21 protein-coding genes are annotated in these 22,662 nt (G+C 40.3%); 8 read left to right on the top strand and 13 right to left on the bottom strand.

Annotation, left to right across the window (positions count from 1 at the left end; translation table 11 throughout):
• Positions 1-68: 68 nt before the first annotated feature.
• Entirely contained in the window at positions 69-2,093 is a 2,025-nt protein-coding gene (locus NDN13_RS05515; RefSeq protein WP_005204028.1) for an NADPH-dependent 2,4-dienoyl-CoA reductase, read from the bottom strand.
• 125 nt (positions 2,094-2,218) lie between these two features.
• On the opposite strand from NDN13_RS05515, the gene NDN13_RS05520 reads away from it, so the two are divergent.
• Together NDN13_RS05520 and NDN13_RS05525 are read left to right on the top strand one after the other, a co-directional pair.
• Positions 2,219-2,779, top strand: a complete 561-nt coding sequence (locus NDN13_RS05520; RefSeq protein ID WP_005204030.1) for a PadR family transcriptional regulator — start codon at positions 2,219-2,221, stop codon at positions 2,777-2,779.
• A complete protein-coding gene (locus tag NDN13_RS05525; protein ID WP_251117502.1) occupies positions 2,779-3,699 on the top strand; it encodes an alpha/beta fold hydrolase in 921 nt (306 codons plus the stop codon). Before NDN13_RS05520 ends, NDN13_RS05525 begins: the two co-directional genes overlap by 1 nt.
• A 53-nt stretch (positions 3,700-3,752) precedes the next feature.
• On the opposite strand, the gene NDN13_RS05530 is transcribed toward NDN13_RS05525, so the two are convergent.
• Positions 3,753-4,796 (bottom strand): 3-deoxy-7-phosphoheptulonate synthase, encoded by a 1,044-nt coding sequence (locus NDN13_RS05530; protein ID WP_251117503.1) that lies wholly within the window; start codon positions 4,794-4,796, stop codon positions 3,753-3,755.
• A 617-nt stretch (positions 4,797-5,413) separates the two neighbouring features.
• Here NDN13_RS05530 and NDN13_RS05535 point away from each other — a divergent pair.
• A complete protein-coding gene (locus tag NDN13_RS05535; protein ID WP_251117504.1) occupies positions 5,414-6,988 on the top strand; it encodes an ATP-binding cassette domain-containing protein in 1,575 nt (524 codons plus the stop codon).
• Between the two features lie 353 nt (positions 6,989-7,341).
• On the opposite strand, the gene NDN13_RS05545 is transcribed toward NDN13_RS05535, so the two are convergent.
• From NDN13_RS05545 to argC, 7 genes are all read right to left on the bottom strand, one after another.
• Positions 7,342-7,683: a hypothetical protein gene (locus NDN13_RS05545; RefSeq protein WP_004806790.1), complete on the bottom strand. Its 342-nt coding sequence runs from the start codon at positions 7,681-7,683 to the stop codon at positions 7,342-7,344.
• Positions 7,684-7,705: 22 nt separating this feature from the next.
• Positions 7,706-8,068 carry a YnfA family protein gene (locus NDN13_RS05550; RefSeq protein WP_251117506.1) on the bottom strand — a complete coding sequence of 121 codons (363 nt, stop codon included), beginning with the start codon at positions 8,066-8,068 and terminating at the stop codon, positions 7,706-7,708.
• On the bottom strand, positions 8,068-10,353 hold the full coding sequence (clpA, locus tag NDN13_RS05555; RefSeq protein ID WP_004806787.1) for an ATP-dependent Clp protease ATP-binding subunit ClpA: 2,286 nt from the start codon (positions 10,351-10,353) through the stop codon (positions 8,068-8,070). Before clpA ends, NDN13_RS05550 begins: the two co-directional genes overlap by 1 nt.
• A complete protein-coding gene (locus tag NDN13_RS19840) occupies positions 10,310-10,525 on the bottom strand; it encodes a hypothetical protein (protein WP_212749912.1) in 216 nt (71 codons plus the stop codon). The genes clpA and NDN13_RS19840 overlap by 44 nt, the downstream gene beginning before the upstream one ends.
• A 356-nt stretch (positions 10,526-10,881) precedes the next feature.
• A complete protein-coding gene (clpS, locus tag NDN13_RS05560) occupies positions 10,882-11,295 on the bottom strand; it encodes an ATP-dependent Clp protease adapter ClpS (protein ID WP_251117507.1) in 414 nt (137 codons plus the stop codon).
• Positions 11,296-11,317: 22 nt separating this feature from the next.
• Positions 11,318-12,067, bottom strand: a complete 750-nt coding sequence (locus tag NDN13_RS05565; protein WP_016539961.1) for a DUF6776 family protein — start codon at positions 12,065-12,067, stop codon at positions 11,318-11,320.
• 81 nt (positions 12,068-12,148) lie between these two features.
• Positions 12,149-13,198: an N-acetyl-gamma-glutamyl-phosphate reductase gene (argC, locus tag NDN13_RS05570; RefSeq protein WP_251117508.1), complete on the bottom strand. Its 1,050-nt coding sequence runs from the start codon at positions 13,196-13,198 to the stop codon at positions 12,149-12,151.
• 275 nt (positions 13,199-13,473) lie between these two features.
• On the opposite strand from argC, the gene NDN13_RS05575 reads away from it, so the two are divergent.
• The gene (locus NDN13_RS05575; protein ID WP_251118172.1) at positions 13,474-14,991 is read left to right on the top strand and encodes a hypothetical protein; all 1,518 of its coding nucleotides are present in this window, start codon (positions 13,474-13,476) and stop codon (positions 14,989-14,991) included.
• Positions 14,992-15,188: 197 nt separating this feature from the next.
• Positions 15,189-15,800 (top strand): CDP-alcohol phosphatidyltransferase family protein, encoded by a 612-nt coding sequence (locus NDN13_RS05580; RefSeq protein WP_251117509.1) that lies wholly within the window; start codon positions 15,189-15,191, stop codon positions 15,798-15,800.
• Between the two features lie 6 nt (positions 15,801-15,806).
• On the opposite strand, the gene NDN13_RS05585 is transcribed toward NDN13_RS05580, so the two are convergent.
• Both NDN13_RS05585 and rpiA read right to left on the bottom strand, forming a co-directional pair.
• A complete protein-coding gene (locus NDN13_RS05585; protein ID WP_251117510.1) occupies positions 15,807-16,499 on the bottom strand; it encodes a M48 family metallopeptidase in 693 nt (230 codons plus the stop codon).
• Entirely contained in the window at positions 16,499-17,170 is a 672-nt protein-coding gene (rpiA, locus tag NDN13_RS05590) for a ribose-5-phosphate isomerase RpiA (protein WP_251117511.1), read from the bottom strand. Before rpiA ends, NDN13_RS05585 begins: the two co-directional genes overlap by 1 nt.
• Positions 17,171-17,274: 104 nt before the next feature.
• Here rpiA and ilvA point away from each other — a divergent pair, with 104 nt between their 5' ends.
• The 3 genes from ilvA (at position 17,275) to NDN13_RS05605 (ending at position 20,959) form a co-directional block, all read left to right on the top strand.
• A complete protein-coding gene (gene ilvA, locus NDN13_RS05595; RefSeq protein WP_251117512.1) occupies positions 17,275-18,813 on the top strand; it encodes a threonine ammonia-lyase, biosynthetic in 1,539 nt (512 codons plus the stop codon).
• A 156-nt stretch (positions 18,814-18,969) separates the two neighbouring features.
• A complete protein-coding gene (locus NDN13_RS05600; RefSeq protein WP_251117513.1) occupies positions 18,970-19,620 on the top strand; it encodes a potassium channel family protein in 651 nt (216 codons plus the stop codon).
• A gap of 1 nt (position 19,621) precedes the next feature.
• Complete coding sequence (locus NDN13_RS05605) at positions 19,622-20,959, top strand: TrkH family potassium uptake protein (RefSeq protein WP_251117514.1); 1,338 nt, start codon at positions 19,622-19,624, stop codon at positions 20,957-20,959.
• Here NDN13_RS05605 and NDN13_RS05610 read toward each other — a convergent pair.
• On the bottom strand, positions 20,956-21,474 hold the full coding sequence (locus NDN13_RS05610) for a peptidase C39 (RefSeq protein WP_251117515.1): 519 nt from the start codon (positions 21,472-21,474) through the stop codon (positions 20,956-20,958). The genes NDN13_RS05605 and NDN13_RS05610 overlap by 4 nt on opposite strands.
• The gene (locus NDN13_RS05615; RefSeq protein ID WP_251117516.1) at positions 21,475-22,644 is read right to left on the bottom strand and encodes a phospholipase A; all 1,170 of its coding nucleotides are present in this window, start codon (positions 22,642-22,644) and stop codon (positions 21,475-21,477) included.
• Between the last annotated feature and the right edge of the window lie 18 nt (positions 22,645-22,662).

Consider the following 22,662-nt stretch of genomic DNA (forward strand, 5'->3'; position numbering starts at 1 on the left):
TATTCTCCCTTGAGATTTAATGGATAAGTTGGGAGCACGCCCTCAATAGAAAATGCCCCCTAGCATGTTTACAATGTTGCTGCTAACTCAGCACCTTGGCGAATTGCTCGTTTAGCATCCAACTCACCTGCTTCTTTAGCGCCACCAATCAAGTGAACACTTTTACCGTCCGCTTTAAGTTGATCAAACATTGCGGTATACGACTCTTGACCTGCACAAATCACCACGTTATCAACCTCAAGTACGCGACTTTGACCATCAACGGTAATATGCAAACCTTGATCATCTACCTTGTCGTAGCTTGCGCCAGCAATCATTTTTACATCACGATGTTTTAAGCCTGTGCGATGAATCCAGCCTGTGGTTTTACCCAGACCTGCACCAACTGACGCGCTCTTACGTTGCAATAAGTAAATCTCACGTTCAGACTTTTCTAACTCAGCTGGTTTTAAGCCACCTACATGCTCATAAGCCGTATCAATCCCCCATTCTGCATAGAATTTTTCAGGATTTAAGCTGCCACTATCACCTTCATGGGTTAAATATTCTGCCGTATCAAAGCCAATACCACCCGCACCAATAATGGCAACACGCTTGCCTACAGGTACACGCTCTTTCAACACTTGGATGTAGCTCAATACTTTTGGATGATCAATGCCTTCAAATTGCAACTGACGCGGCGTTACCCCTGTTGCAACCACGATATCATCATAGTCTGCGTTGCTAAGTTCTTCATAAGTCGCTGTGTGGTTCAGTACTAGCTCAATATTTGGCTGTAATTCAATTTGACGCTTGAAGTAGCGCAAAGTTTCGTAGAATTCTTCTTTGCCTGGAATGGTCTTGGCAATATTGAATTGACCACCGATTTGATTACTCGCATCAAAGACTTTGACTTTATGCCCACGACTTGCTGCATATACTGCAAAACTCAAGCCTGCTGGACCTGCACCAATCACCGCAATATTTTTAACCGCATTGGCTTCTTTAAAGATCAGCTCAGTTTCGTAACAAGCGCGTGGATTGACTAAACAGGTGGCAATTTTCATTGAAAAAATATGGTCTAAACAAGCTTGGTTACAACCAATACAAGTATTGATTTCATCGCTACGACCTTCACTGGCTTTTAATACAAACTCAGGATCGGCCAGCATTGGGCGTGCCATAGACACCATATCTGCATGACCAGAAGCCAATACATGCTCTGCCATTTCAGGGGTATTAATACGGTTCGAGGTAATTAATGGGACTGAAACTTGACCTTTTAGTTTTTCAGTCACCCATGTAAATGCAGCACGCGGTACTTTGGTTGCAATGGTTGGAATACGTGCTTCATGCCAGCCAATCCCTGTATTGATAATGGTTGCACCAGCTTTTTCAATAGCTTTCGCCAGTTGAATGACTTCTTCTAAGCTCGAACCCCCTTCAACTAAATCCAGCATCGATAAGCGATAAATAATAATAAAGTTTTCACCGACTAGATCACGGGTACGCTTTACAATTTCAATCGGGAAACGGATACGATTTTCATAGCTACCCCCCCATTCATCATCACGATGGTTGGTACGTGCAGCAATAAACTCATTAATCAGATAACCTTCCGAGCCCATGATCTCAACGCCATCATAGCCCGCATATTGTGCCAGCTTGGCGCAGTTGGCAAAGTCATCAATGGTTTGCTGTACTTCGGCAGAGCTTAATGCTTTTGGTTTGATCGGATTAATCGGAGCCTGAATCGCAGAAGGTGCAACAATTTCAGGCTGATAAGAATAGCGCCCTGTATGCAAAATCTGCATCGCAATTTTACCACCCGCATCATGTACCGCTTGGGTGATCACTTTATGTTTTTCTGCTTCTGCGATGCTATCCAGCTTAGATGCATGTGCAAAGGTAAGACCTGCATCATTTGGAGCAATACCACCTGTGACGATTAATCCAACATCACCTTTGGCGCGTTCTGCATAGAATGCGGCCATACGCTCATAGCCTTGAGGCGCTTCTTCTAAGCCAACATGCATAGACCCCATCAAGACACGGTTTTTTAAGGTGGTAAAGCCTAAATCAAGTGGCTTTAATAAATGTGGATAAGCTGACATGGTTTCTCCTTTGGCTCGCACTCTGCTAGCTAATGCAACTTGTTGCATAAAGTTATAAACAAGATTTGATTTTTATGCAACATATTGCATAATTCTGATGAGTCATTTTTTTATTATGGAACATCATGTCACTCGCCCATGTTTTACTGACCAGCTTATTGGAAAAACCAAGTACAGGTTTTGACTTGGCTCGTCGCTTTGACCGTTCAATGGGCTTCTTTTGGAATGCGACTCATCAGCAGATTTATCGTGAACTCAACGGGATGCTGAAAAAAGGATGGATTTCGACATTAGAAGAACAAACTGCCAACAGCCGTAAAAAAACTTATCAAGTTGAACAACTTGGAAGAATACAACTGGCTTCATGGATTGAACAACAAAGTGAACCCGCGCAATTGCGCGATGACCTCATGGTCAGGCTAAGAGCAGAAGCTCAACTCGGTGGCAATAATATTTTGCCTGAATTAGAACGCCATTTGTCGTTACATAAGGAAAAATTAAGCCTTTATCAAGCCATTCATGATAAAGATTTTAAAGATAACCAACCAACCAATCGCGTTTTGTTTATCCATAAGATGATTCTGGAACTTGGTATCATTAAAGAAAATGAATGGATAAAATGGTTGGAACAAATGATTCCTCAACTGAAAAAGTTTGAAGAAGCCAACAATAGTGGAGAAAAATAATGCCGTTCTATAGCATGCCCGATCAAGAAAAATTATTTGTGCGACGCGTTGGCGAAGGCGAACCTGTGCTCGTCCTATCCGGACTGGGCATGCAAAGCTGGCAATGGCTCCCTTTCTTATTTGCCAACCGTAAACAATATGAATTTATCATTCCCGATTGGCGTGGTTTCGGCGGTTCAAAGAATTGTGCAATTCCAGAGCTCGATGCAATCTCAAGTCATTGGAATGATGTAGATTCACTGATTAAACAATTAAAGCTCGATCAATTCATCCTGATGGGTTATTCCATGGGTGCAACCACAGCTATGCATGGTATGAAGCATGGTGGCTTAGCTGAGAAACTCAAAGCCTATCTGCATATTGATCAAACGCCTAAAATTGCAGTTGATGATTCTTGGCAATACGGCTTATTTGGTCCAAAGCATCCTCAATTTAAAAATCTATTACTTGAGATTCAAACACTATTACTCGATTATAAACATGCTCAGAAACTAGAGGACTTACCCGATGATATCCGCTATAAGCTGGTCAGCTTGTGGGGTGATTTCATTGAGTTGCAAGGTAGCAATAATTATAGCCCTAAAATCCTGAAACTTGCCCTGCATCGTCCCTTCTTACAAAAATATCTACTACCGATTCAACGTTTAGATTATTTACTTTGGTATGTCGAAAATTATCTCAACCATGATGAAGACTATCGTGAAGCCATCAGTCAACTCAGTTGCCCAACCACTTTCTTTATTGGTCGTGAATCTACGCTTTATCCAGAAACGGGACAAACACTGATTGCAAATAGCTTAAGCAATGCTACAGCGATTTATTTTGAACGCTCTGGACATACACCACTGATTACTGAACCTAGAAAATTCAGCCAAGAGATTGGTCACTTTCTTGCAGCTCAATCCATCCAAGCAGCTTAAGTCGACCGCAAAGAAAAAGCCAATCAATTGAGATTGGCTTTTTTATGTCTGGTTTATTTTTTATGTCGCATTTTTTCAGCAACATCCAATAAGACTTGCGCTGTTTTATCCCAACCTAGACAGCCATCCGTAACCGACTGGCCATAGGTCATCTCGCAGGAAATTTTTTGATTGCCATCAACCAGATGACTTTCAATCATCACACCACGCACTTTCGATTCAGCACGCTCTGCAATAATTTGCTGTAAAACCTGAGGCTGTAATAATGGATCTTTACCGCTATTACCATGACTACAATCAATTACCAGTGCAGGTAATTGTTTATGTTTGAAATGCATGGCTTGAATCGAAGCCAAATCATAGTTGGTACCCTGATTTGAACCACGTAAAATTAAATGCGGTAATGGATTACCTTCACTATGTAAAATCGCAGGCAAACCTTGCTGAGTCATCCCCAAGAATTGATGACCATGCAGTGCTGATTGAATCGCATCCAACGCAATTTGAATCGAACCATCAGTACCGTTTTTAAAGCCAATGCTGTATGGCATATGGCTGGCAATTTCACGATGAATTTGAGACTCGCTGGTACGCGCACCAATTGCGCCCCAAGCCAATAGGTCATCAAAATAACCTGTCGCCATTGGGCTTAAAATTTCGCTTGCGATTGGCAAACCTTTCTCGATTAGCTGCAAGTAAAGCTGACGAGATTTTTCTAAACCGAGTTGTAAATCTGATGATCCATCTAAATTTGGATCATATAAGAAACCTTTCCAGCCCACGGTTGTACGTGGTTTTTCGATATATGCACGCATAACAAGGAAAATCTGATCTTTAACCTGTTCTTGTAATTGTTGTAGGCGATCAGCATATTCAAGTACTGCAATAGGATCATGAATCGAGCAAGGACCGGTAATCACCATTAAGCGATGATCATGTTCAGATAAAATATTCTGAATCGTTTGACGATGTTTTGAAATTTGCTGCGCTAAAGTGGCAGACAAGGGATACTGCGCTTTGAGTTGTGATGGCAAGCTAAGCATTGATTCTTTTGTATGTGTTTGTGGTTGTGTCAAAGCAGTATTTAAAGCATTCATTTTCAATTCCTTTGGACTGGCCTTCTTCGCAGTCCTATCATTTATTTGAGCAAGTGTGATCTAAGCGATGTTGATTTTTTTGCAAAGTAAAACCAAGAAATCTTGCTAAAATATGAATAATTAAATGTATACATGGTATTTCTCCTAAAATCCTGATTGTTAAAGCATAAAAAAACCTGATCGGTGTTGCCGATCAGGTATTAACTGGTTGGGCAACCCTTTTGCTGCCCGAAACGCATCAGGCAACGATCAATATTGCCAAAAGTAAAAGTATGCGTTGGTGTTTACAGTATGCTTTAACATATTTATTTCAAATATCTAAAAAACGGTGTCTAACTATTAAATTACGCACTATTTCAGCATTTGACAAGCACTTTTTATGTTTTTTTAATCATCTCTTCAAAATCTTAAAATTTGACCTTTCATCACTTCCCCCATAGAATAGTGTAAAAATAAACCAATTTGAGATCATGCCAATGAAGTAAGTTCTATTTTCATCATCAAAGTTCATTTTTCTTTTTGATGTGCAAAATAGACTTAGCTATCGTTTAGCGCTGCTTTATTCCAAAACTTATCTCGATCTCTCTATTTTGCATATCCTGTTTATGAGGTTTCTTATGACTCAACAGGCATGTATTGTTTCCAACTTATCCCTTGAATTCGCACAGCGAATACACTTTGACTCACTTTGCTTTCAGCTTCCATTACATCAATTCACAGGATTGATTGGATGCAATGGCCAAGGGAAATCGCTATTGATGTCTCTTCTGCATGAACAGATAAAATTCAAGCTACCCTATTCAGGCCAAATCTCATGGCAGTGTCCACATCAATATCTGGCTCAGCTTCAACGTGTACAAGCAGATACAATCGCTCAAGCCTTGCATATTGAGGATTTATACCAATGCTTCAAACGCATCCAGCACGGTACTGCAGCTTTTGCCGATTATGACCAAGTCGAACATCTGTGGCATTTACCAACAGAATGGCAACAGCTTTTGCAAAGTGCGGATTTACCGATAGATCTTGATACACCTATTCAATATTTGAGTGAAGGCCAAAAAACCAAACTCGCACTGTGTCGCCTATTTCTACTCAAAGATCATTATCTATTACTGGATGAACCCAGTAATCACTTAGATACACGAGGACGAGAATGGTTGATTGAGCAAATGTCTCAACATCCTACAGGTGGGCTCATCATTAGCCACGATCGGCAACTACTGTCTCACGTACAGGGGATTTTTTCCTTAAATCAGCTGGGACTACATTATTATGGTGGCAATTATACGCTTTATCTGCAGCAATATCAGCAACAAGTCGAATCACTTATACAAGCAGTGCAGCAAGAAAAACGTGAGTTAAAACAATTAAAGGAGCAGCAACATCATAGTCAGATGAAAGCTCAAAAACGCAAAAAAGCGGGGGAAAAGTTAAGAGCCTCAGGATCCCAAGCACCCATCTTATTGGATGCCAAGAAAGAACAATCGGAGCAATCCCTTTCTCATCTACGCAAACAACAAAGTAAGCAGCTTGCAGATGCAAAAGATGAATTACAACAGAAGCAAATCCAACTGGAACATCTCAAATCACAATCTTTCGAATTTGCACATATAGCCAGAAAGTCAGGAGAAATCTTACGTTGTCACCAATTACAACTCGCTTATGCAAAGACAAATCCCATTAATCTTGCTATTAAGGCTGGAGAAAAATTGCGTTTACGTGGTGCAAATGGAACTGGCAAATCAACCTTATTAAAAACCCTTCAAGGTTTGATTCCACCACTTACAGGTGAGGTTTATTGCAAAGTAACTTCTACTTATCTTGACCAGAGGCTTTCGCTACTTAATGACACTATTTCAGCACTTGAATATTTACAGCATATTGATCCCGAACTTACGGAACAACAAGGGCGAACCTTATTAGGCAACCTTCAAATTAGAAGAGATAAAGCACTTATGCCCATCTCCACCCTCAGTGGCGGTGAACGCTTAAAAGTGGCTTTGCTTGCTTTAAAACAACAGACTGTAGAGTTGTTACTTTTGGATGAACCCGAAAATCATCTCGATATCGAATCTCGTGAATTACTGGCTCAAGCAATTCATTCTTTTAACGGTGCGGTGATACTGGTGTCGCATGACGAAACTTTTGTTGAAGCATGCCGAATCACCACATCCTATGTCTTGACATAGTTTTTTTATTTTCAAATTCAGGCATGGCAAAACCATGTTCATGCCTGAATAAAACAATCATTTAAATCAACACAATTGCATTACAATTCAAAAATTTAAATCAGAATTTATAATTAAGGGTCGCCATAAAGTTACGTAGCTCCCCCCAAGTATTGATTGCCGTTCTTTTATAAACGGTATTTCCTACATTATCAACATTGACCGCAAGACTGAGATCTGGGTTGATCTGATATCTCCCCATTAGGTTCAATAGAACATAGCCTCTTTGTGTCTATATCATTCGGCCTTTTGTTTAGATAACACAATTAAGGATTATGAATTGCTCTCAGCCCTGATAAACACTTGGACAAGGATTATCTGAATGAAATTTGATTTTCTGTATGAAAAACAGGTGCCGTAATTGAAAAAATCACTCCATCTGGTTTAATCAAGCGCCATTGATCAGAGTCAATTAAATCCAAATGCTCAATTTCATGCTGTTCAATATAAGTCAACCAACAATCACCAAAATCATCATCCGTTCCAATTTTTTCAACTTCAATCCAAAAAGCAATATAATCCATTAACTTTTGCTTTAGCACTGGATCAATGATTTCCGAACGCTCAATAGTCCCAAAAATATTTGGAAAATCAGTTTCATCTAATATGAAATCACCAACTTTAATTGCACCAAAGAAAATCTCGCTTTTTTCCATTCTAATTCAATCTATAAATAACTTAACGAACTAAGCCCTGTGGCTGCAAAATGATTAAGCTAGCCCCACACAAAACCACAAGACCACCTAGAATATCCCAACGTGTCAACATGGCTTGATCAACATAACGCAGCCACAATAAAGCAGTAAAAATATAGATCCCTCCATAAGCCGCATAAATACGACCTGATGCTGCAGGGTGCAACGTCAGCAACCAAACAAAAACCGCTAAACTTAAAGCAGCCGGAATCCATAACCAATGTGATTTTCCTTGATTCAAAATAAGATAAGGAAAATAACAACCTAAAATTTCAGCAATTGCTGTGACGAAAAATAACCCAAATACTTTAAGTACTTGGGTTATTGAGAAAGACAATTCAAACATTAAGCAGGTTCAGCACTCGGGTTAATATGATCTTCAAACACTTCCAATTTTAGGCCGACGTCTTTGCCATTCTCTGTTTTCACAGAAACTGCAACATTGCCACCGTGCTCAGCAAGCTCACCAAATAAAATCATCTCAGCAAGCGGCTTTTTCAAATGTTCTTGAATCAGACGTTGCATCGGACGAGCACCCATGAGGCGGTCATAACCATTAGCAGATAACCAGTCACGAGCACTTTGATCAACATCGAGAACTACTTGTTTCTCGTCGAGCTGTGCTTGTAACTCAGTTAAGAATTTGTCTACCACTGAATCGATGATTGTCGTCGGAAGTGCTTTAAATTGAATCACACCATCCAAACGGTTACGGAATTCAGGTGAGAATGCGCGTTTCATTGCATCTTGGTTATCCGCACTGTGATCTTGCTCAGTGAAACCAATACTTGCACGAACAATACTTTCCGCACCGATATTTGTAGTAAGCACAATAATCACATTTCTAAAATCAGACTTACGACCATTGTTGTCAGTCAAGGCACCATGATCCATCACTTGCAATAACAAGTTGAATACATCTGGATGCGCTTTTTCAATCTCATCAAGCAAGAGTACACAATGCGGATTTTTATGGATCGCATCGGTTAGCAAACCACCTTGATCATAGCCAACATAACCCGGAGGCGCACCAATCAAGCGAGAAACTGCATGACGCTCCATATACTCAGACATATCGAAACGAACCAGCTCTACACCGAGCAATTTCGCCAGTTGTTTAGTGACCTCGGTTTTACCCACACCTGTTGGACCAGCAAATACAAAACTACCCACTGGTTTATCTGGTGCTTTTAAGCCTGCGCGAGATAATTTAATCGCTGATGCAAGCGCTGTAATCGCCTCATCCTGACCAAATACCACACGTTTAAGATCACGTTCCAGATTCTCAAGTACAGACTTATCATCTTTAGACACAGTTTTTGGTGGAATACGGGCAATCTTGGAAACGATATCTTCGATATTCTCAACTGAAATCGTCGTACCATCCACTTCTGCTTTCAAGCGACGTTGCGCACCCGCCTCATCAATCACATCAATCGCTTTATCTGGCAAGAAACGATCATTGATAAATTTAGCTGACAACTCAACAGCAGCAACCAATGCTTTATCATCATATTCAACATGATGGAAATCTTCGAACTTGTTTTTCAAGCCACGTAAAATCTCAATTGTTTCATTGATACTTGGCTCATTCACATCAATTTTCTGGAAACGACGAGACAAGGCATGATCTTTCTCGAATACCTGACGATATTCTTGGAAGGTCGTTGAACCAATGCAACGTAGACTGCCATTTGCCAAAGCAGGTTTGATTAAATTCGATGCATCCATAGTACTGCCCATACTTGAGCCTGCACCAATGATCATATGAATTTCATCAATGAATAAAATCGCATTTGGATTTTTCTTCAATGCATTTAACAGTTGTTTTAAACGCTTTTCAAAGTCACCACGATATTTAGTCCCTGCAACCAATGCACCGATGTCTAAGCTATAAACTTCAGCATTCGCAAGTGGTTTCGGTGCTTTGCCATTGACAATTAACCACGCCAATCCCTCTGCAATCGAGGTTTTACCTACACCTGGATCACCAACAAGTAGCGGGTTATTTTTACGGCGACGGCATAAAATTTGTGCTGCACGCTCAATTTCTTTTTCACGACCAATTAAAGGATCTGTTTTACCCTTTTGCGCTTCGATATTTAAGTTCAGCGTATATTGTTCAAGTGGCCCAGCATTTGCTGAAGCCGCACTTTCACCTTCAATATCTTCTACTTCTTCTTCAACCTGAATCTCATCTTTGCGTGTGCCATGAGATAGGTATTGAGTCAAAGTTAAACGGTTAATTTGATGGCGTTTAAGTAAATAAACCGCGAACGAATCTCGTTCTGAATACATCGCAACTAAAACATCCGCACCTTCAACCGTACGGTCACCACCGCTCGATTGAACATGGAAAATTGCACGTTGCAAAATTCGATCAAAGCTCTCAGTTGGATGAGGGGCCTGTTCACTATTATCACCAAGTTTTGGGGTATGTTGCTCTACATATTCCTCTAATTCTTTACGCAAGGTAACGATGTCTGCACCACATGCTTTTAATGCATTTACGGCAGAGTCGTTATCGAGCAAGGCAAGCAACAAATGTTCAACTGTCAGAAACTCATGTCTCTTTTGACGAGCCATGCTAACAGCCAAACGTAACGATACTTCTAATTGACGACTGAGCATGTAACCCCCTTATATCTTGGGCTCTATCAAAAAAAGAAAATCTTTTAATGAAAAAGCGAATTATTGACTTGATCCGCTGAGCTTCTGTAACCGTGATTGGATATACGTCTACAAGTCTCTTTGCTTCATAATCTACTGTTAGCATTAGTTGACTATCTTGGTCAAGATTCAAAACAAAGTATTGTTGTAAAAATTCAATTACAAAGAGAATAGGACTTATCTAATCGCTCAAAAAGACAGCGAATTTGTTATTCATTTATGAAACAATATTAAACCTATGAAAAATTGTAATACTGCATGATCTTGCTTAAAGCCTAACAAATCATTCATAAGTTTAATATATTAACACTCAGTATATTGTTTCATGTTTTTAGCACAAAACAAGATATGCATTTATTCATCAAGTCGAAAAGCTTTACTTTGATGCTTTTAGCAACACTTTCACCATTTCACTCATAACATACGAGTCATACAATGGCGCAAGGGCTTGCGCATGAGGAATGAAGTTCCGCAAGTGCGTTGCTTTTCTTAACGCTGCTCAGGTTCGATCTGGCACAACAAAGGATGACCTTGAGCTCTGGCGTAGTTATTCACCTGATTTGCTTTTGTTTCAGCAATATCTCGTGGATAAATACCCGCAGTGCCTTTGCCTTCATAATGCACCGTTAACATCACCTGACTGGCCTGATCGAAGTCCAAGCCAAAATAACTTTGTAGAACTTCAATGACAAAATCCATCGGCGTGTAATCATCGTTCATTAGCACGACCGCATATAAAGGTGGCCGTTTTAACTCTGGAGGGGCTGTTTGTACAACCACCTCACCCTCATGATCCTCTTGCGAATCACTTAAACGTGGATTCAAGTGCCAATCGACATAACCTGATTGATGAAAAGAGCTTTTCACTTCACTTAAATTCATCTGACGTTTGTATCTTCGCATATTGGGTTCTTAATCTAAAAAATTATTGGGCGTTTGCTTCGGCTTGAGGAATTTCTGACACAAAAGCAGAACCAACATCTACAGGCTTACCACGTTGCCAGCTAAAACGTTTGATTACAGGCGTACCAGACCCCGTTAGACGAACTTCAATGAATTGAGGTGTAAACCCTTTAGGCATTGTCCAACGCCCCGTTAGGCGCTCAAAATCATCGAAATTGAAGTTTTTATCTTCTAAAGGCACAACTAAAATTTCAGTATCTTTAATTAAACGCAATTCAACCGAACCAGAAGCACGGCGTTTATTTGGGCTTACTTGAACAAGATCAATCTGATATTCAAAGGCATTTTCGGGTAAAGATTTAATTGCCATATTTTGAATGGTTAAGCTTACACCACCACGCTGTCTCAAAATATCACGATAAATCGCATTCATCCCCTCAAATTGGGTCTTATCCGCATTGGCTTGATTCACTGCTTTGAATAAGTCATCTGCATTACCCACAGCCATATCACGCTCTTGAACAGCAGCATTCAAACTCTTGCTGACTGAATCCAATGCAGTCTTTTGTTTCTGAACCACATCAACCAATTGTTCAGCATCTGCATCATAACCAACCACTGTTAAACCTTGACGGTGGCCGACAGTATAACCAAGCAAAAAACTGCTACCGATAAGAACAGTAGCACCAATAATCAAAGGTAAATTCGTTTTTAAGAATTTATTTTTTTCAACGGAACTGTCTGGTGAAGTAGTCGGTTCAGCGTTTTCCATCATCATCTCTATCGTTATGATCTGCATCAAAGCACACATTAAAATCGAAATTTAAATGTGTGTGAAGTAAAAAAGCGTTTTTTATGGTAATAAACCAATACCTTCCAAGCCTGCGGCCTCATCAAAACCAAACATTAAGTTCATATTTTGAATCGCCTGACCTGCAGCGCCTTTCACTAGATTGTCTTGAGCAACCAAGATAATCAGCTTATTCGGTTGTGGGCGATAGAGTGCAATTCTGAGCTCATTGGCACCACGAACACTACGTGTTTCTGGGGAACTATTTGCAGGCATAACATCAACAAAACGTTCATTTTTATAGAAATCTTCGTAAAGTGCTTGCAAGTCAAGTTGCTGACCTTGTTCGCTTAAGTCAACATAAATCGTACTCAGCATGCCACGAATCATTGGCACGAGATGTGGCACAAAAATAAGCTGATCAAACTGCCCTTTTTGCCCTGAGATATTTTCAAGCGCTTCAACAATCTCGGGATGATGACGATGTCCAGCAACACCATATGCTTTGAAATTATCAGCGTTTTCACTGTAAATCATACCTAAGCTTGCTTTACGCCCCGCCCCAGATACCCCTGACTTTGCATCCACAATGATACTCTGAGTATTGATTAGTTGCGTTGCCGATTTTAGCAATGGCGCCAAACCTAATTGTACTGTTGTTGGATAACAGCCAGGATTACCAATCACTTGTGCTTGCTTGATCTTCTCACGATTTAACTCAGTTAAGCCATAAACAGAATCTTTTAATAAGGCTGGACAACTATGTTGCATACCATACCATTTTTCAAACTGAACCAAATCCTGCAGGCGAAAATCAGCTGCAAGATCAATTACTTTTGTACCAGCAGCAATCAATTTTTCAGCATGTTGCATTGCGACGCCGTGTGGCGTTGCAAAAAATACAACATCGCATTGTGCTAATTGATCTAAATCCAGATCAGAAAACTCGAGTGTTGTATGTCCACGTAGACTAGGGAACATATCTGCAACACGCTTTCCTGCTTCTGTACGAGAAGTGAGAATACGAACCTGAACTTGTGAATGTCTTAATAAAAGACGTAATAGCTCAACCCCAGTGTATCCAGTTCCACCAACAATACCAACAGAAATCACGTGTAACACCTCAAGCGTTCAATTAGATAAATAGTATGGCAGTTTGCCCCATTTTACACAATCTTCAAGTGTCTAACATTTAAGAAAATAACAGCTCAATCCATCATTCTTATTCAGTGAAAAAACTATAATTAGATACAAATAAAAGGATTATATTTGAATTGATTCTACCATTGGTCAAGAAATACTATTGAATCATTTCACTATTCGAATAGAATAAAAAAATTGCGGTAATAATAAATTTCATGGATGCAAAATTTTTTTGGAGAGCTGGAATGCCTTCTTTGATGTCAAAACAAAGATTACATCATCATATTTGCTTAGGACTAACTACACTGCTAGTCAGCTCAGCATTAATTGGTTGTGGAAGTGGTGAAAGTAAAGCGAAAGTGGAAACGACTCCTACAGTACAAGAGCCCAAACCAAAGAGTTTTAATATCAAAGCTGCAGTTGAAATGCGAGATGTTGTGCTAAAAATCTTCGACAACTTTGATAACACATTAGTTTTGGAACAAAATTTAAGCACAACATCTGACATCAATATCACTTTACCACGTGTTCTAAATAAAGAGCGTTTATACCGTATCGAGATATCAACAACTCCAAATTCGTTGGTTTTTGACTTTCAAAGTGGCCAATACCAAAATGTCTCTATGACATTACATAGTCTTGTAGAGGTCAATACCAGTAGCCTTACACAAACGATTTATATCAATCCTAGCTCAGAAGCAATCTATCAACGTGCACTAGTTCGCTCTGGAACACTACCAACAGATATTAATATCAATCCTACAAAAGTGAGTGCATCTCAATTAAATCTCGCGACAGCAGATGTAAACTCAGCATTAGCAAACGCATTTTATCAATTAGATATTCCCAATTTAAATCCGTCTTATCTTTTAAATGCTTTCTCTCCACAAGATGCGACTTTAAAATCAAATGTATATGTCAATACGTATCTCAGTTTTGGTTTTATTCAGCAGTGGGCAAATCTTTATCCCAACAATACCTTTGTTGAGTTTACCAAGAACTTAGCAGTTGATTTAAAAGACGGCTATCTTGACGCCAAAAAATTACGCGGCGATCAAAGCACGCTCACTTCATTAGTGATTCCGACACCAGACAATATTGATTCATCTAAAAATAACCTGATATTTATTGCAGAAAATCAAAAGAATGCAAGAGATACCTTTGCTACGACTTTAAAACAAGCTGTACTGCAACTGGCGGATAATTATCGTCAGGCTGCTTTAAACCCACAAGGTTACGCCTTACTGCAGCAAAAGTCCTATGCTGGAAATACGCCGATAAGTAATACAGCCAATGCCTTTCGGGTCATAGGTGCTGGCGACTATCGTCGTGCGGTTGGCTTCACTGATAGCACGGAAACATGTAATGGTTCTCTTTATCCCTGCAAACAAGGCATTACTGGAATCAATATTGTTAGTGCGGGATTGCCTTCTGTTGAATATTTAATTGGCAATTACAAAGAGTCATCTGGTAACTGTCAGCTGAATGTCCGTGGTGATGGCTGGTTAGAGCTCAGCAAAGATGGGCAAACTTTTAGCTCGAAACTGGACGGTGATAGTACTGATAATTTATTACAGGTAGATAAGGTTAATGCTGAATACATATTAAATAGCAGCTCAACAGAACCAAATAACAGCACATTGCAATATAGTTTTATTCAAGTGAAAGTAAAAGCAAATCAGGTATTAAGTGCAAGCGCTGGTTTGGATAACCGCAAAGCACCAGATCAATTGCAAACAACGCAGTTACAGTGCAATTTCTAAGATTTAAGCCACACATGTAAGCAATGGCACAGTGATGTCATTGCTTACAAAATGCGATTTTAGTATGAGAAAATAACCTGAGTATTGCTAAGCAATACAACAGACTTTTTTTGTTTTTATAAAATATGTATTTGCCATCCTGATATTCAATAGCCACTGCTATACTCATAGCAAATCTATTTATTACTCCTGTTTTAATGTCTTTAAAATATCAAATTCCAACTTTACTTGTTTATTCAAGACTACTCTTGGGTTTTCTCATTGTCATTGTGACCCTGCTACAACCTCAGTTCTTCCCGATCTATACCGTGGTATTTTTAACGCTGGGACTTATCAGTGATATCTTTGATGGCATCATTGCAAGACATTTAGGTGTATCAAATGAAAAATTGCGTCGCTTAGACTCCAATATTGATCAAATCTTCTTTATTTGTGCAATCGTATCAATTTACTTACAACAACCTGATTTTTTTCAACAATACATTTGGCCAATTCTGATTCTGATTTTATTTGAAGTGGCGATTTATATGGTTAGCTGGATTAAGTTCCGTAAAGAAGTGGCCACTCATAGTATTGGTGCAAAAATTTGGACCTTATTTCTCTTTGCCTTATTGGTACAAGTGACACTCACAGGCCAAAGTCAAATTTTATTCTGGATTGTTTTTTGGCTGGGTATTCTGACGCGGACTGAGATCATCTCTATTATTTTAGTACTCAAACAATGGCAAAATGATGTACCTAGTCTGAAACAGGCGTTCCGTATTCGCAAAGGCTTGCCGGCCCAGCAAAATCGTTTTTTTAATGGCTAGGTGATTTTATTTTTTATAATACCAATTGGGCAATTGTGTCTGTTTCAGCTGTTTTCGATGCTCAAGATAATGCGCATCGTGCTTTGCGACCTCATTCCAGAATGCTGCACTATGATCAAAATGTTTGGTATGTACCAACTCATGTACACAAACAGATCGTACAATATGCGCAGGCATCAGCACCAATGCCGCATTTAACATGATGTCGTGTTTGGAGCTACAACTCCCCCAGCGTGTTTTAGGTTTTCGGATACTACATTGCTGATACGGCAAACTGATGTGTTGACTCACTTGAGCCAAATATTCAGGTAAAAACTGCTTTGCATAGGCCAAAACTGCTGCTTGCAAAGCGTGTTCAGACTGTTCATCTCTTACCCAGATGATGTACTGATCAAAATCAAACTTAAAAATATGTCGTTGCCGTTGTTGAACAATTTTAAAAGGCTGTACATGGTGGAATAATATTAAAGATTCGGGAAATGCCGTAGTTTGATTAAATTGCTGTTGTTGTTTAGCCCAAGTCTCAATCAACCATGGTTCTGATTGATGCAAAAATTGCTGAATCTGTCTTTTGCTGCAAAACAATGGAACTGTGAGGCGAATACCTGTTGGCTCAACACGCAAGCGCAAATTTCTTGCTCTTGCATGTCGAACAACTTTAATTTCAGGTAACAGTGTTTCTAATGAAACTAATTGCATTATTGTGCTGTACGCTCTTCGATACCACTGTCAGTTGCAACAACCGCAATCGTCGCTGGATTCAATGCAAAAATACCATTGGTCACTACACCTGGGATATTATTCAGCGTTCTTTCCAATTCAAGTGCATTTAAAATATTAAGATTAAAAACATCTAAAATGACATTACCGTTGTCAGTGACCACACCTTCACGATAAACAGGATCACCACCTAAGGCAACAATCTTACGGGCAACTGCAGAACGCGCCATTGGAATCACTTCAACAGGGAGTGGAAAATCACGCCCTAACTGATCTACCCATTTTGAATCATCCACGATACATACAAATTTCTTTGCAATAGACGCCACAATTTTTTCACGGGTTAATGCCGCACCACCACCTTTGATCATATGCATATGGCGGTCAATTTCATCAGCGCCATCGACATAGGCATCTAATCCACCGACCGAGTTCATATCAACCACTTCAATCCCGAGCTTTTGTAAACGCTCTGCGGTTGCATTTGAACTTGCGACTGCCGCTTCTAATTGCAATTCAGGTAATAAATCAATTAAAAAATTAACGGTACTGCCTGTTCCTACGCCCAAAATGCCGCCTTTAGGCAAATGTTTCAAAGCTGCTTTCGCTGCAGCTTGTTTCTTTTCATTTTGGCTTGCATATAGACTCATGACTTCACTCAACTATTTTGACATTTGCTGCAAGAAAACAGCGCAAATGCACAGGGGTTTGCTACAATGATTGTCTATTTTAAACTGTTATAGGGAAGAAGAACATGCTGTCTCGTGTGGTACGACAAATTTTACAAGCAACGGTTTACGATGTTGCGATTGAAACACCGCTTGAAGCAGCCCCACGAATTAGTCACAAAATTAATAATAACATTCGATTTAAACGTGAAGATTTACAACCCGTTTTCTCTTTCAAGCTACGTGGTGCTTATAACCGCATTAGCCAATTGCCCAAAGACCAACTGGAACGTGGTGTAATTTGCGCATCTGCTGGCAACCATGCTCAAGGTGTTGCACTATCTGGAAAAAAATTAGGCATTCATGCCATTATTGTCATGCCAAGCACCACACCTGATATTAAAGTACAGGCCGTAAAAAGCTTAGGTGGTCAAGTCGTGTTACATGGCGATAGTTTCGATGTTGCCAACAAATATGCAAAACAGCGTGCCGAAGATGAAGGCTTGGTATTTATCCCGCCTTATGACGATGAACTGGTCATTGCAGGTCAAGGAACCATCGCGAACGAATTATTACGCCAGTGGCGTGATGTTGAATACGTCTTTGTTGCTGTTGGTGGTGGCGGTCTCATTGCAGGTGTTGCAGCCTACTTAGGTGAAGTTGCACCGCACGTTAAAGTGATTGGTGTTGAATACGAAGAATCTGCCTGCTTAAAAGCAGCACTTGAAACCAATGAACGTGTGATTTTGCCACATGTAGGGCTATTTGCTGACGGTACCGCAGTGGCACAAATTGGTGAGTTACCTTTCGATATTATCCGCCTACGCAAATCAGATAACTCTGGCCCAATCGTCGACCCTGACATTGTCACCGTCAATACCGATGAAATCTGTGCCGCAATTAAAGATACCTTTGATGAAAATCGCAGCATTGTTGAACCATCAGGTGCAATGGCTTTGGCGGGTATCAAGAAATATGTTGCAGAGCACCAACTGACTGGCAAAAACATGGTCTCAATTGTTTGTGGTGCTAACATGAACTTTGACCGTTTACGCTATATTGCAGAACGCACTGAGTTGGGTGAACGTCGTGAAGCGATCTATGCGGTAACAATTCCTGAGCAAAAAGGTGCCTTCCTGCATTTTTGCCGTGCTCTACAAGGTCGCAACATCACTGAATTTAACTACCGTGCCAGTGATAGTAATCTCGCTCAAGTCTTTGTCGGGATTAGCCTCAAAGGCGGTGAAACTGAACGTCATGAAATTCATGAGATGTTAAAGCAACAATATGAAGTAGATGACCTGTCTGATGATGAGGTTGCGAAACTGCATATTCGTTATTTGATTGGCGGGCATGCCAATATTGAACATGAGCGTTTATTCCGCGTTGAGTTTCCAGAACGCCCAGGCGCCCTGTTAACCTTCTTGGAGCGTTTAGGCCCAACCCATAACATCACCTTGTTCCATTATCGTAACCACGGCGCAGCTGAAGGTCGTGTTTTGGTTGGCCTACAAGCAACTGATGCCAAACAAAACCCTGACGGTCTCGTGGAAACATTGGAAAAAATCACTTATCCATATGCTGAAATTACCGATAATATTGGTTACCAACGTTTTCTTAAATAACAAAAGCAATCCGATAAAGCCGACATGATGTCGGCTTTATTTTTGTTCAATGTTTAAGTCATCTATGTCAGTAACAAACAAAATCATTACAAATAGAAAAGCATTCCATCTTAAAATGGATAAAAAGACATTTTTATCATTTAGTTAAGGACAGTTATGGCACAGTTTGCAGTCATTGGTTTGGGGAGTTTTGGGGCAACTGTTGCATTGGAGCTGACCAAACTGAATCATGATGTCATTGGCATTGATACTATCAAACGCAATGTCGAAAGTCTTGCAGATCGCATTACCCATGCTGTGATTGCGGATGCTACCGATGAACATGTTTTAGAAGAACTCAATATCCAAAATTGTGATGCTGTCGTGGTTGCCATTGGTGAAGATATTGAAGCCAGTATTCTCTGTGTTTTAAACCTCAAGAATCTTGGTGTGGAAAAAATCTTGGTTAAAGCCAAGACCAAAGCACATCACACCATTCTCTCCCATTTAAATGTCAGTAAGATTATCCATCCTGAAGAAGATATGGGGGTTCGCGTTGCCCAAGCTCTCAATTATCCGATGGTAAGCCGTTATATGGCTTTAGATGATGATCATTACATCGTTAAAGTTCCAGTCAACGACAAACTCAACAATGTAAATTTATCTGGCATATTAAAACAAGAACCGAATATCAAGCTGCTGCTACTGAAACGAGATCAACAGATTCACTATGAAACAGATGCAAACTTTACCTTGCAAACGGGTGATGTCCTGATTTTAGAAGGTTCACTCAGCCATCTAAGAAAACTTTCAGGATGTTTCGCATAATATGGCATTTAAAATAAACCCCCAAAAGACATTTAACCTGAGCCCACCTTCTTTACTCGCGATTGGGTTTCTTAGTTTTATTATTATTGGCACCATATTACTCAAACTTCCCATCGCAAATAAAGGCAATGTCAGTTGGATGGATGCCTTGTTTACAGCCACCTCGGCTGTGACCATTACAGGCTTATCGGTGGTCAATCTGAATGACTCCTTCAATCATTTCGGGCAGTTTATTATTCTTTTGCTGATTCAATCTGGTGGCTTGGGTTTCATGACCTTTGCGATCTTGGCCGCCTTAAGTCTTGCGCCGAAACTGGGGCTAAAACAGCAAATGATGGCACAAGACAGTTTGGGTCAAACCAGTCTTTCCAAAGTCACCTTTGTTGCCAAAGGCGTCGTGTTATATACCCTATTTTTTGAGCTGATTGGGGTCATTATCCTGACAGCCTCTTTTGCGCCCATGTATGGTTTTGCTCGGGGACTTTATTATGCGGTGTTCTATAGTGTTTCGGCCTTTAACAACGCGGGTTTTTCCTTATTTGATAACAGTCTGATTAACTTTCAAAGTCACTATGTGATTTGCCTCACCATCAGTATTTTATATACCTTAGGCGGAATCGGCTTTTTGGTCTTGATAGATGTAAAACAAAATAAACGCTGGAGCAAACTCACCCCAAACAGCAAACTGATCCTGAGTACCATCGCAATTTTAAACCTTGTCGCTTTTGTACTGATCTGGCTTTTAGAGTCCAACAATCCACTCACCCTGGGCTCAATGGGCTTAGGTGAACAAGCCATGAATGCATGGTTTCAAGCCACCGTCCCGCGCTCTTCGGGCTTTAATACCATTGACACAGGTTCAATGGAACATAGTACGGCGTTATTGACGATGTTACTCATGTTTATTGGTGGTGGTTCTCTCAGTACAGCTGGCGGTATTAAAGTCGGTACATTTGTGATTTTACTGCTCTGCGTGATTTCCTTTTTACGACGTAATGAAGAAATCCGTATTTTTAACCATTCAGTGTCACAAGAAACCACCTATAAAGCACTCGCTGTAACCGCGATTACAGGCATGTTGGTTTTTGTCGGATGCTTTATTATTTTCCTACTTGAACCTAAATTAGATGTACTCGACTTAATGTTTGAAGTGGTCTCTGCCGCATGTACTGTAGGCCTGTCACGAGGTGCGACAGGACAGTTGCATGACGGCAGTTTATTTGTACTTAGCTTGCTGATGTTTACGGGACGATTGGGGCCGTTAACACTGGCCTATCTGATTGCAACACCGAAAAAGAGCCGCTTAAAACATGCCAATGCCAATATTCAGATCGGCTAATGCTCTAGTGGTTGCTCAATCACAATCACTTGCTGACAGATTCCATCTGCTTGGCGTTGTTGTTCAAATACCGTTTTAGACATCACATCGAAATGATCACAGAAACTAATTTCTTGAGGATCAATGGAGTAAACCAAGGATTGGTTTCCCATCCCTTGTAATGTGTCATAAAACACAATGACAAACTGACCACGTTCAAACGCCTGCTGGATCGCTGAGTAGCTTAACGCGGCTTGAATTGGAATTTGCAGGCGTTGTGCTTCCAGATAACTTTGTTGCTCTTTTGCCTCAATATTCGGATCAGGCGCCGTATAAAACGACACTTCAAAACCTAATTTTTTCAGTGCCACAGCCAAAGCAATGGTATATGTCCCATCTTCTCGGTTATGGCCTGACAAGCGAATCAAATCAGCAATATCAACATGGGTATGATATTGCTTGACGATTAACCAGAGTGCAAAGACACCACCATTTGCTTCAAGCTGCAATAAGGACTCTGGAATATTTAAACTCATTTAATACCAGTTCATTAAAGATACGCCCAAACCAACATAGGTCGCTCGGTGGTTATAATCAATCAAACTCTCGCCATAGCCATCAAATACTTGGAAGTGACCACGTAATTTATCTTTAATAGGGAAAGCCCAGTCAAACTGAACCGCACCATGTGAGCGATCGCCACCTTTTAATGAATGACGCAACATTAAAGAAAAATCATTATTCCCTTTACGGTAAAATGCGGTTAAATCACCACGACCGATATAATCCTTAATGTCTGGGTTATTATCATCTTTGGCATCTTCTTCAACACGGTACCAAGGACGCAGCATCAGTGCGAAGTTGTCTTTTTCAAAACCAAGATTGAAAATCACACGGTTCCAACTACGCGATAATGGATCTGAACGACCATTGGATTGATGGTTCAGGGTCACCCCAAGCAAACGTGCATTTAGACCTAGAATTTCATAATTGGTTCTAAACATCAAACTTGCTTCAGGCTCATAATTGGTCTCACGGAATGGTCGTGATTCTTCAGAGTTATACACCTGCCAGCGCGAAGATTGGGTGTAGCCCAACCAGAGATCACCATTATTACCAAAGATATTTTCCCAAGCTTTGGTTTTAAATGAAAGCTGAAACTTTGCTTCGCTCGAAGTCAACTCTTGCTTATCTTTGACGGTATTTTCAGGATTCGGGCTGCTTGGAAATTCATTTTTATCACTGGTCCAGAATACAGGTAACAGATAGACTGGTTGATAGGCACGAATATTCCATACCCCCAATTTACTTTCTTCCGACAATTCCCAACGGCGATCAAGTAACGAGACATTCGGATCAAATTTTGGCGCAGCGCCTAATATATGTAAATCACTGACCTTTTGTACCACTTTATCTTTTAAAGACTCAGGTTTAGCTGGTTCATTCTCCTCTACTGCAGGCATAGCGGCTGCAACCATAGGTGCGGCATCGGTCTGAGCTTGAGTTGGAATAATGGTCGGCGCTTTAAACAGGCGGTCATAACAAGCCAGACGTTCAGCATTTGCTGCCAAGGCCACACAGGCATCAACGGTTGCAGGACTTGTAGGTGCTGTTGATTCAGCATGTGACAACGATGTCGTTAAAGAACCAAGTATCGCAAGGATACTCAGCTCCAAATGACTACGTTCAAAAGATTTGAACGCCATAGATTTCTCCGATTTTTA

Source organism: Acinetobacter sp. C32I (assembly GCF_023702715.1).
Lineage (GTDB): Bacteria > Pseudomonadota > Gammaproteobacteria > Pseudomonadales > Moraxellaceae > Acinetobacter.

Coding starts and splice junctions, on each gene's coding strand:
- NDN13_RS05515 (WP_005204028.1), bottom strand. CDS start 2,093: ATGTCAGCTTATCCACATTTATTAAAGCCACTTGATTTAGGCTTTACC.
- NDN13_RS05520 (WP_005204030.1), top strand. CDS start 2,219: ATGTCACTCGCCCATGTTTTACTGACCAGCTTATTGGAAAAACCAAGT.
- NDN13_RS05525 (WP_251117502.1), top strand. CDS start 2,779: ATGCCGTTCTATAGCATGCCCGATCAAGAAAAATTATTTGTGCGACGC.
- NDN13_RS05530 (WP_251117503.1), bottom strand. CDS start 4,796: ATGAATGCTTTAAATACTGCTTTGACACAACCACAAACACATACAAAA.
- NDN13_RS05535 (WP_251117504.1), top strand. CDS start 5,414: ATGACTCAACAGGCATGTATTGTTTCCAACTTATCCCTTGAATTCGCA.
- NDN13_RS05545 (WP_004806790.1), bottom strand. CDS start 7,683: ATGGAAAAAAGCGAGATTTTCTTTGGTGCAATTAAAGTTGGTGATTTC.
- NDN13_RS05550 (WP_251117506.1), bottom strand. CDS start 8,068: ATGTTTGAATTGTCTTTCTCAATAACCCAAGTACTTAAAGTATTTGGG.
- clpA (WP_004806787.1), bottom strand. CDS start 10,353: ATGCTCAGTCGTCAATTAGAAGTATCGTTACGTTTGGCTGTTAGCATG.
- clpS (WP_251117507.1), bottom strand. CDS start 11,295: ATGCGAAGATACAAACGTCAGATGAATTTAAGTGAAGTGAAAAGCTCT.
- NDN13_RS05565 (WP_016539961.1), bottom strand. CDS start 12,067: ATGGAAAACGCTGAACCGACTACTTCACCAGACAGTTCCGTTGAAAAA.
- NDN13_RS05575 (WP_251118172.1), top strand. CDS start 13,474: ATGCCTTCTTTGATGTCAAAACAAAGATTACATCATCATATTTGCTTA.
- NDN13_RS05580 (WP_251117509.1), top strand. CDS start 15,189: ATGTCTTTAAAATATCAAATTCCAACTTTACTTGTTTATTCAAGACTA.
- NDN13_RS05585 (WP_251117510.1), bottom strand. CDS start 16,499: ATGCAATTAGTTTCATTAGAAACACTGTTACCTGAAATTAAAGTTGTT.
- rpiA (WP_251117511.1), bottom strand. CDS start 17,170: ATGAGTCTATATGCAAGCCAAAATGAAAAGAAACAAGCTGCAGCGAAA.
- ilvA (WP_251117512.1), top strand. CDS start 17,275: ATGCTGTCTCGTGTGGTACGACAAATTTTACAAGCAACGGTTTACGAT.
- NDN13_RS05600 (WP_251117513.1), top strand. CDS start 18,970: ATGGCACAGTTTGCAGTCATTGGTTTGGGGAGTTTTGGGGCAACTGTT.
- NDN13_RS05605 (WP_251117514.1), top strand. CDS start 19,622: ATGGCATTTAAAATAAACCCCCAAAAGACATTTAACCTGAGCCCACCT.
- NDN13_RS05610 (WP_251117515.1), bottom strand. CDS start 21,474: ATGAGTTTAAATATTCCAGAGTCCTTATTGCAGCTTGAAGCAAATGGT.
- NDN13_RS05615 (WP_251117516.1), bottom strand. CDS start 22,644: ATGGCGTTCAAATCTTTTGAACGTAGTCATTTGGAGCTGAGTATCCTT.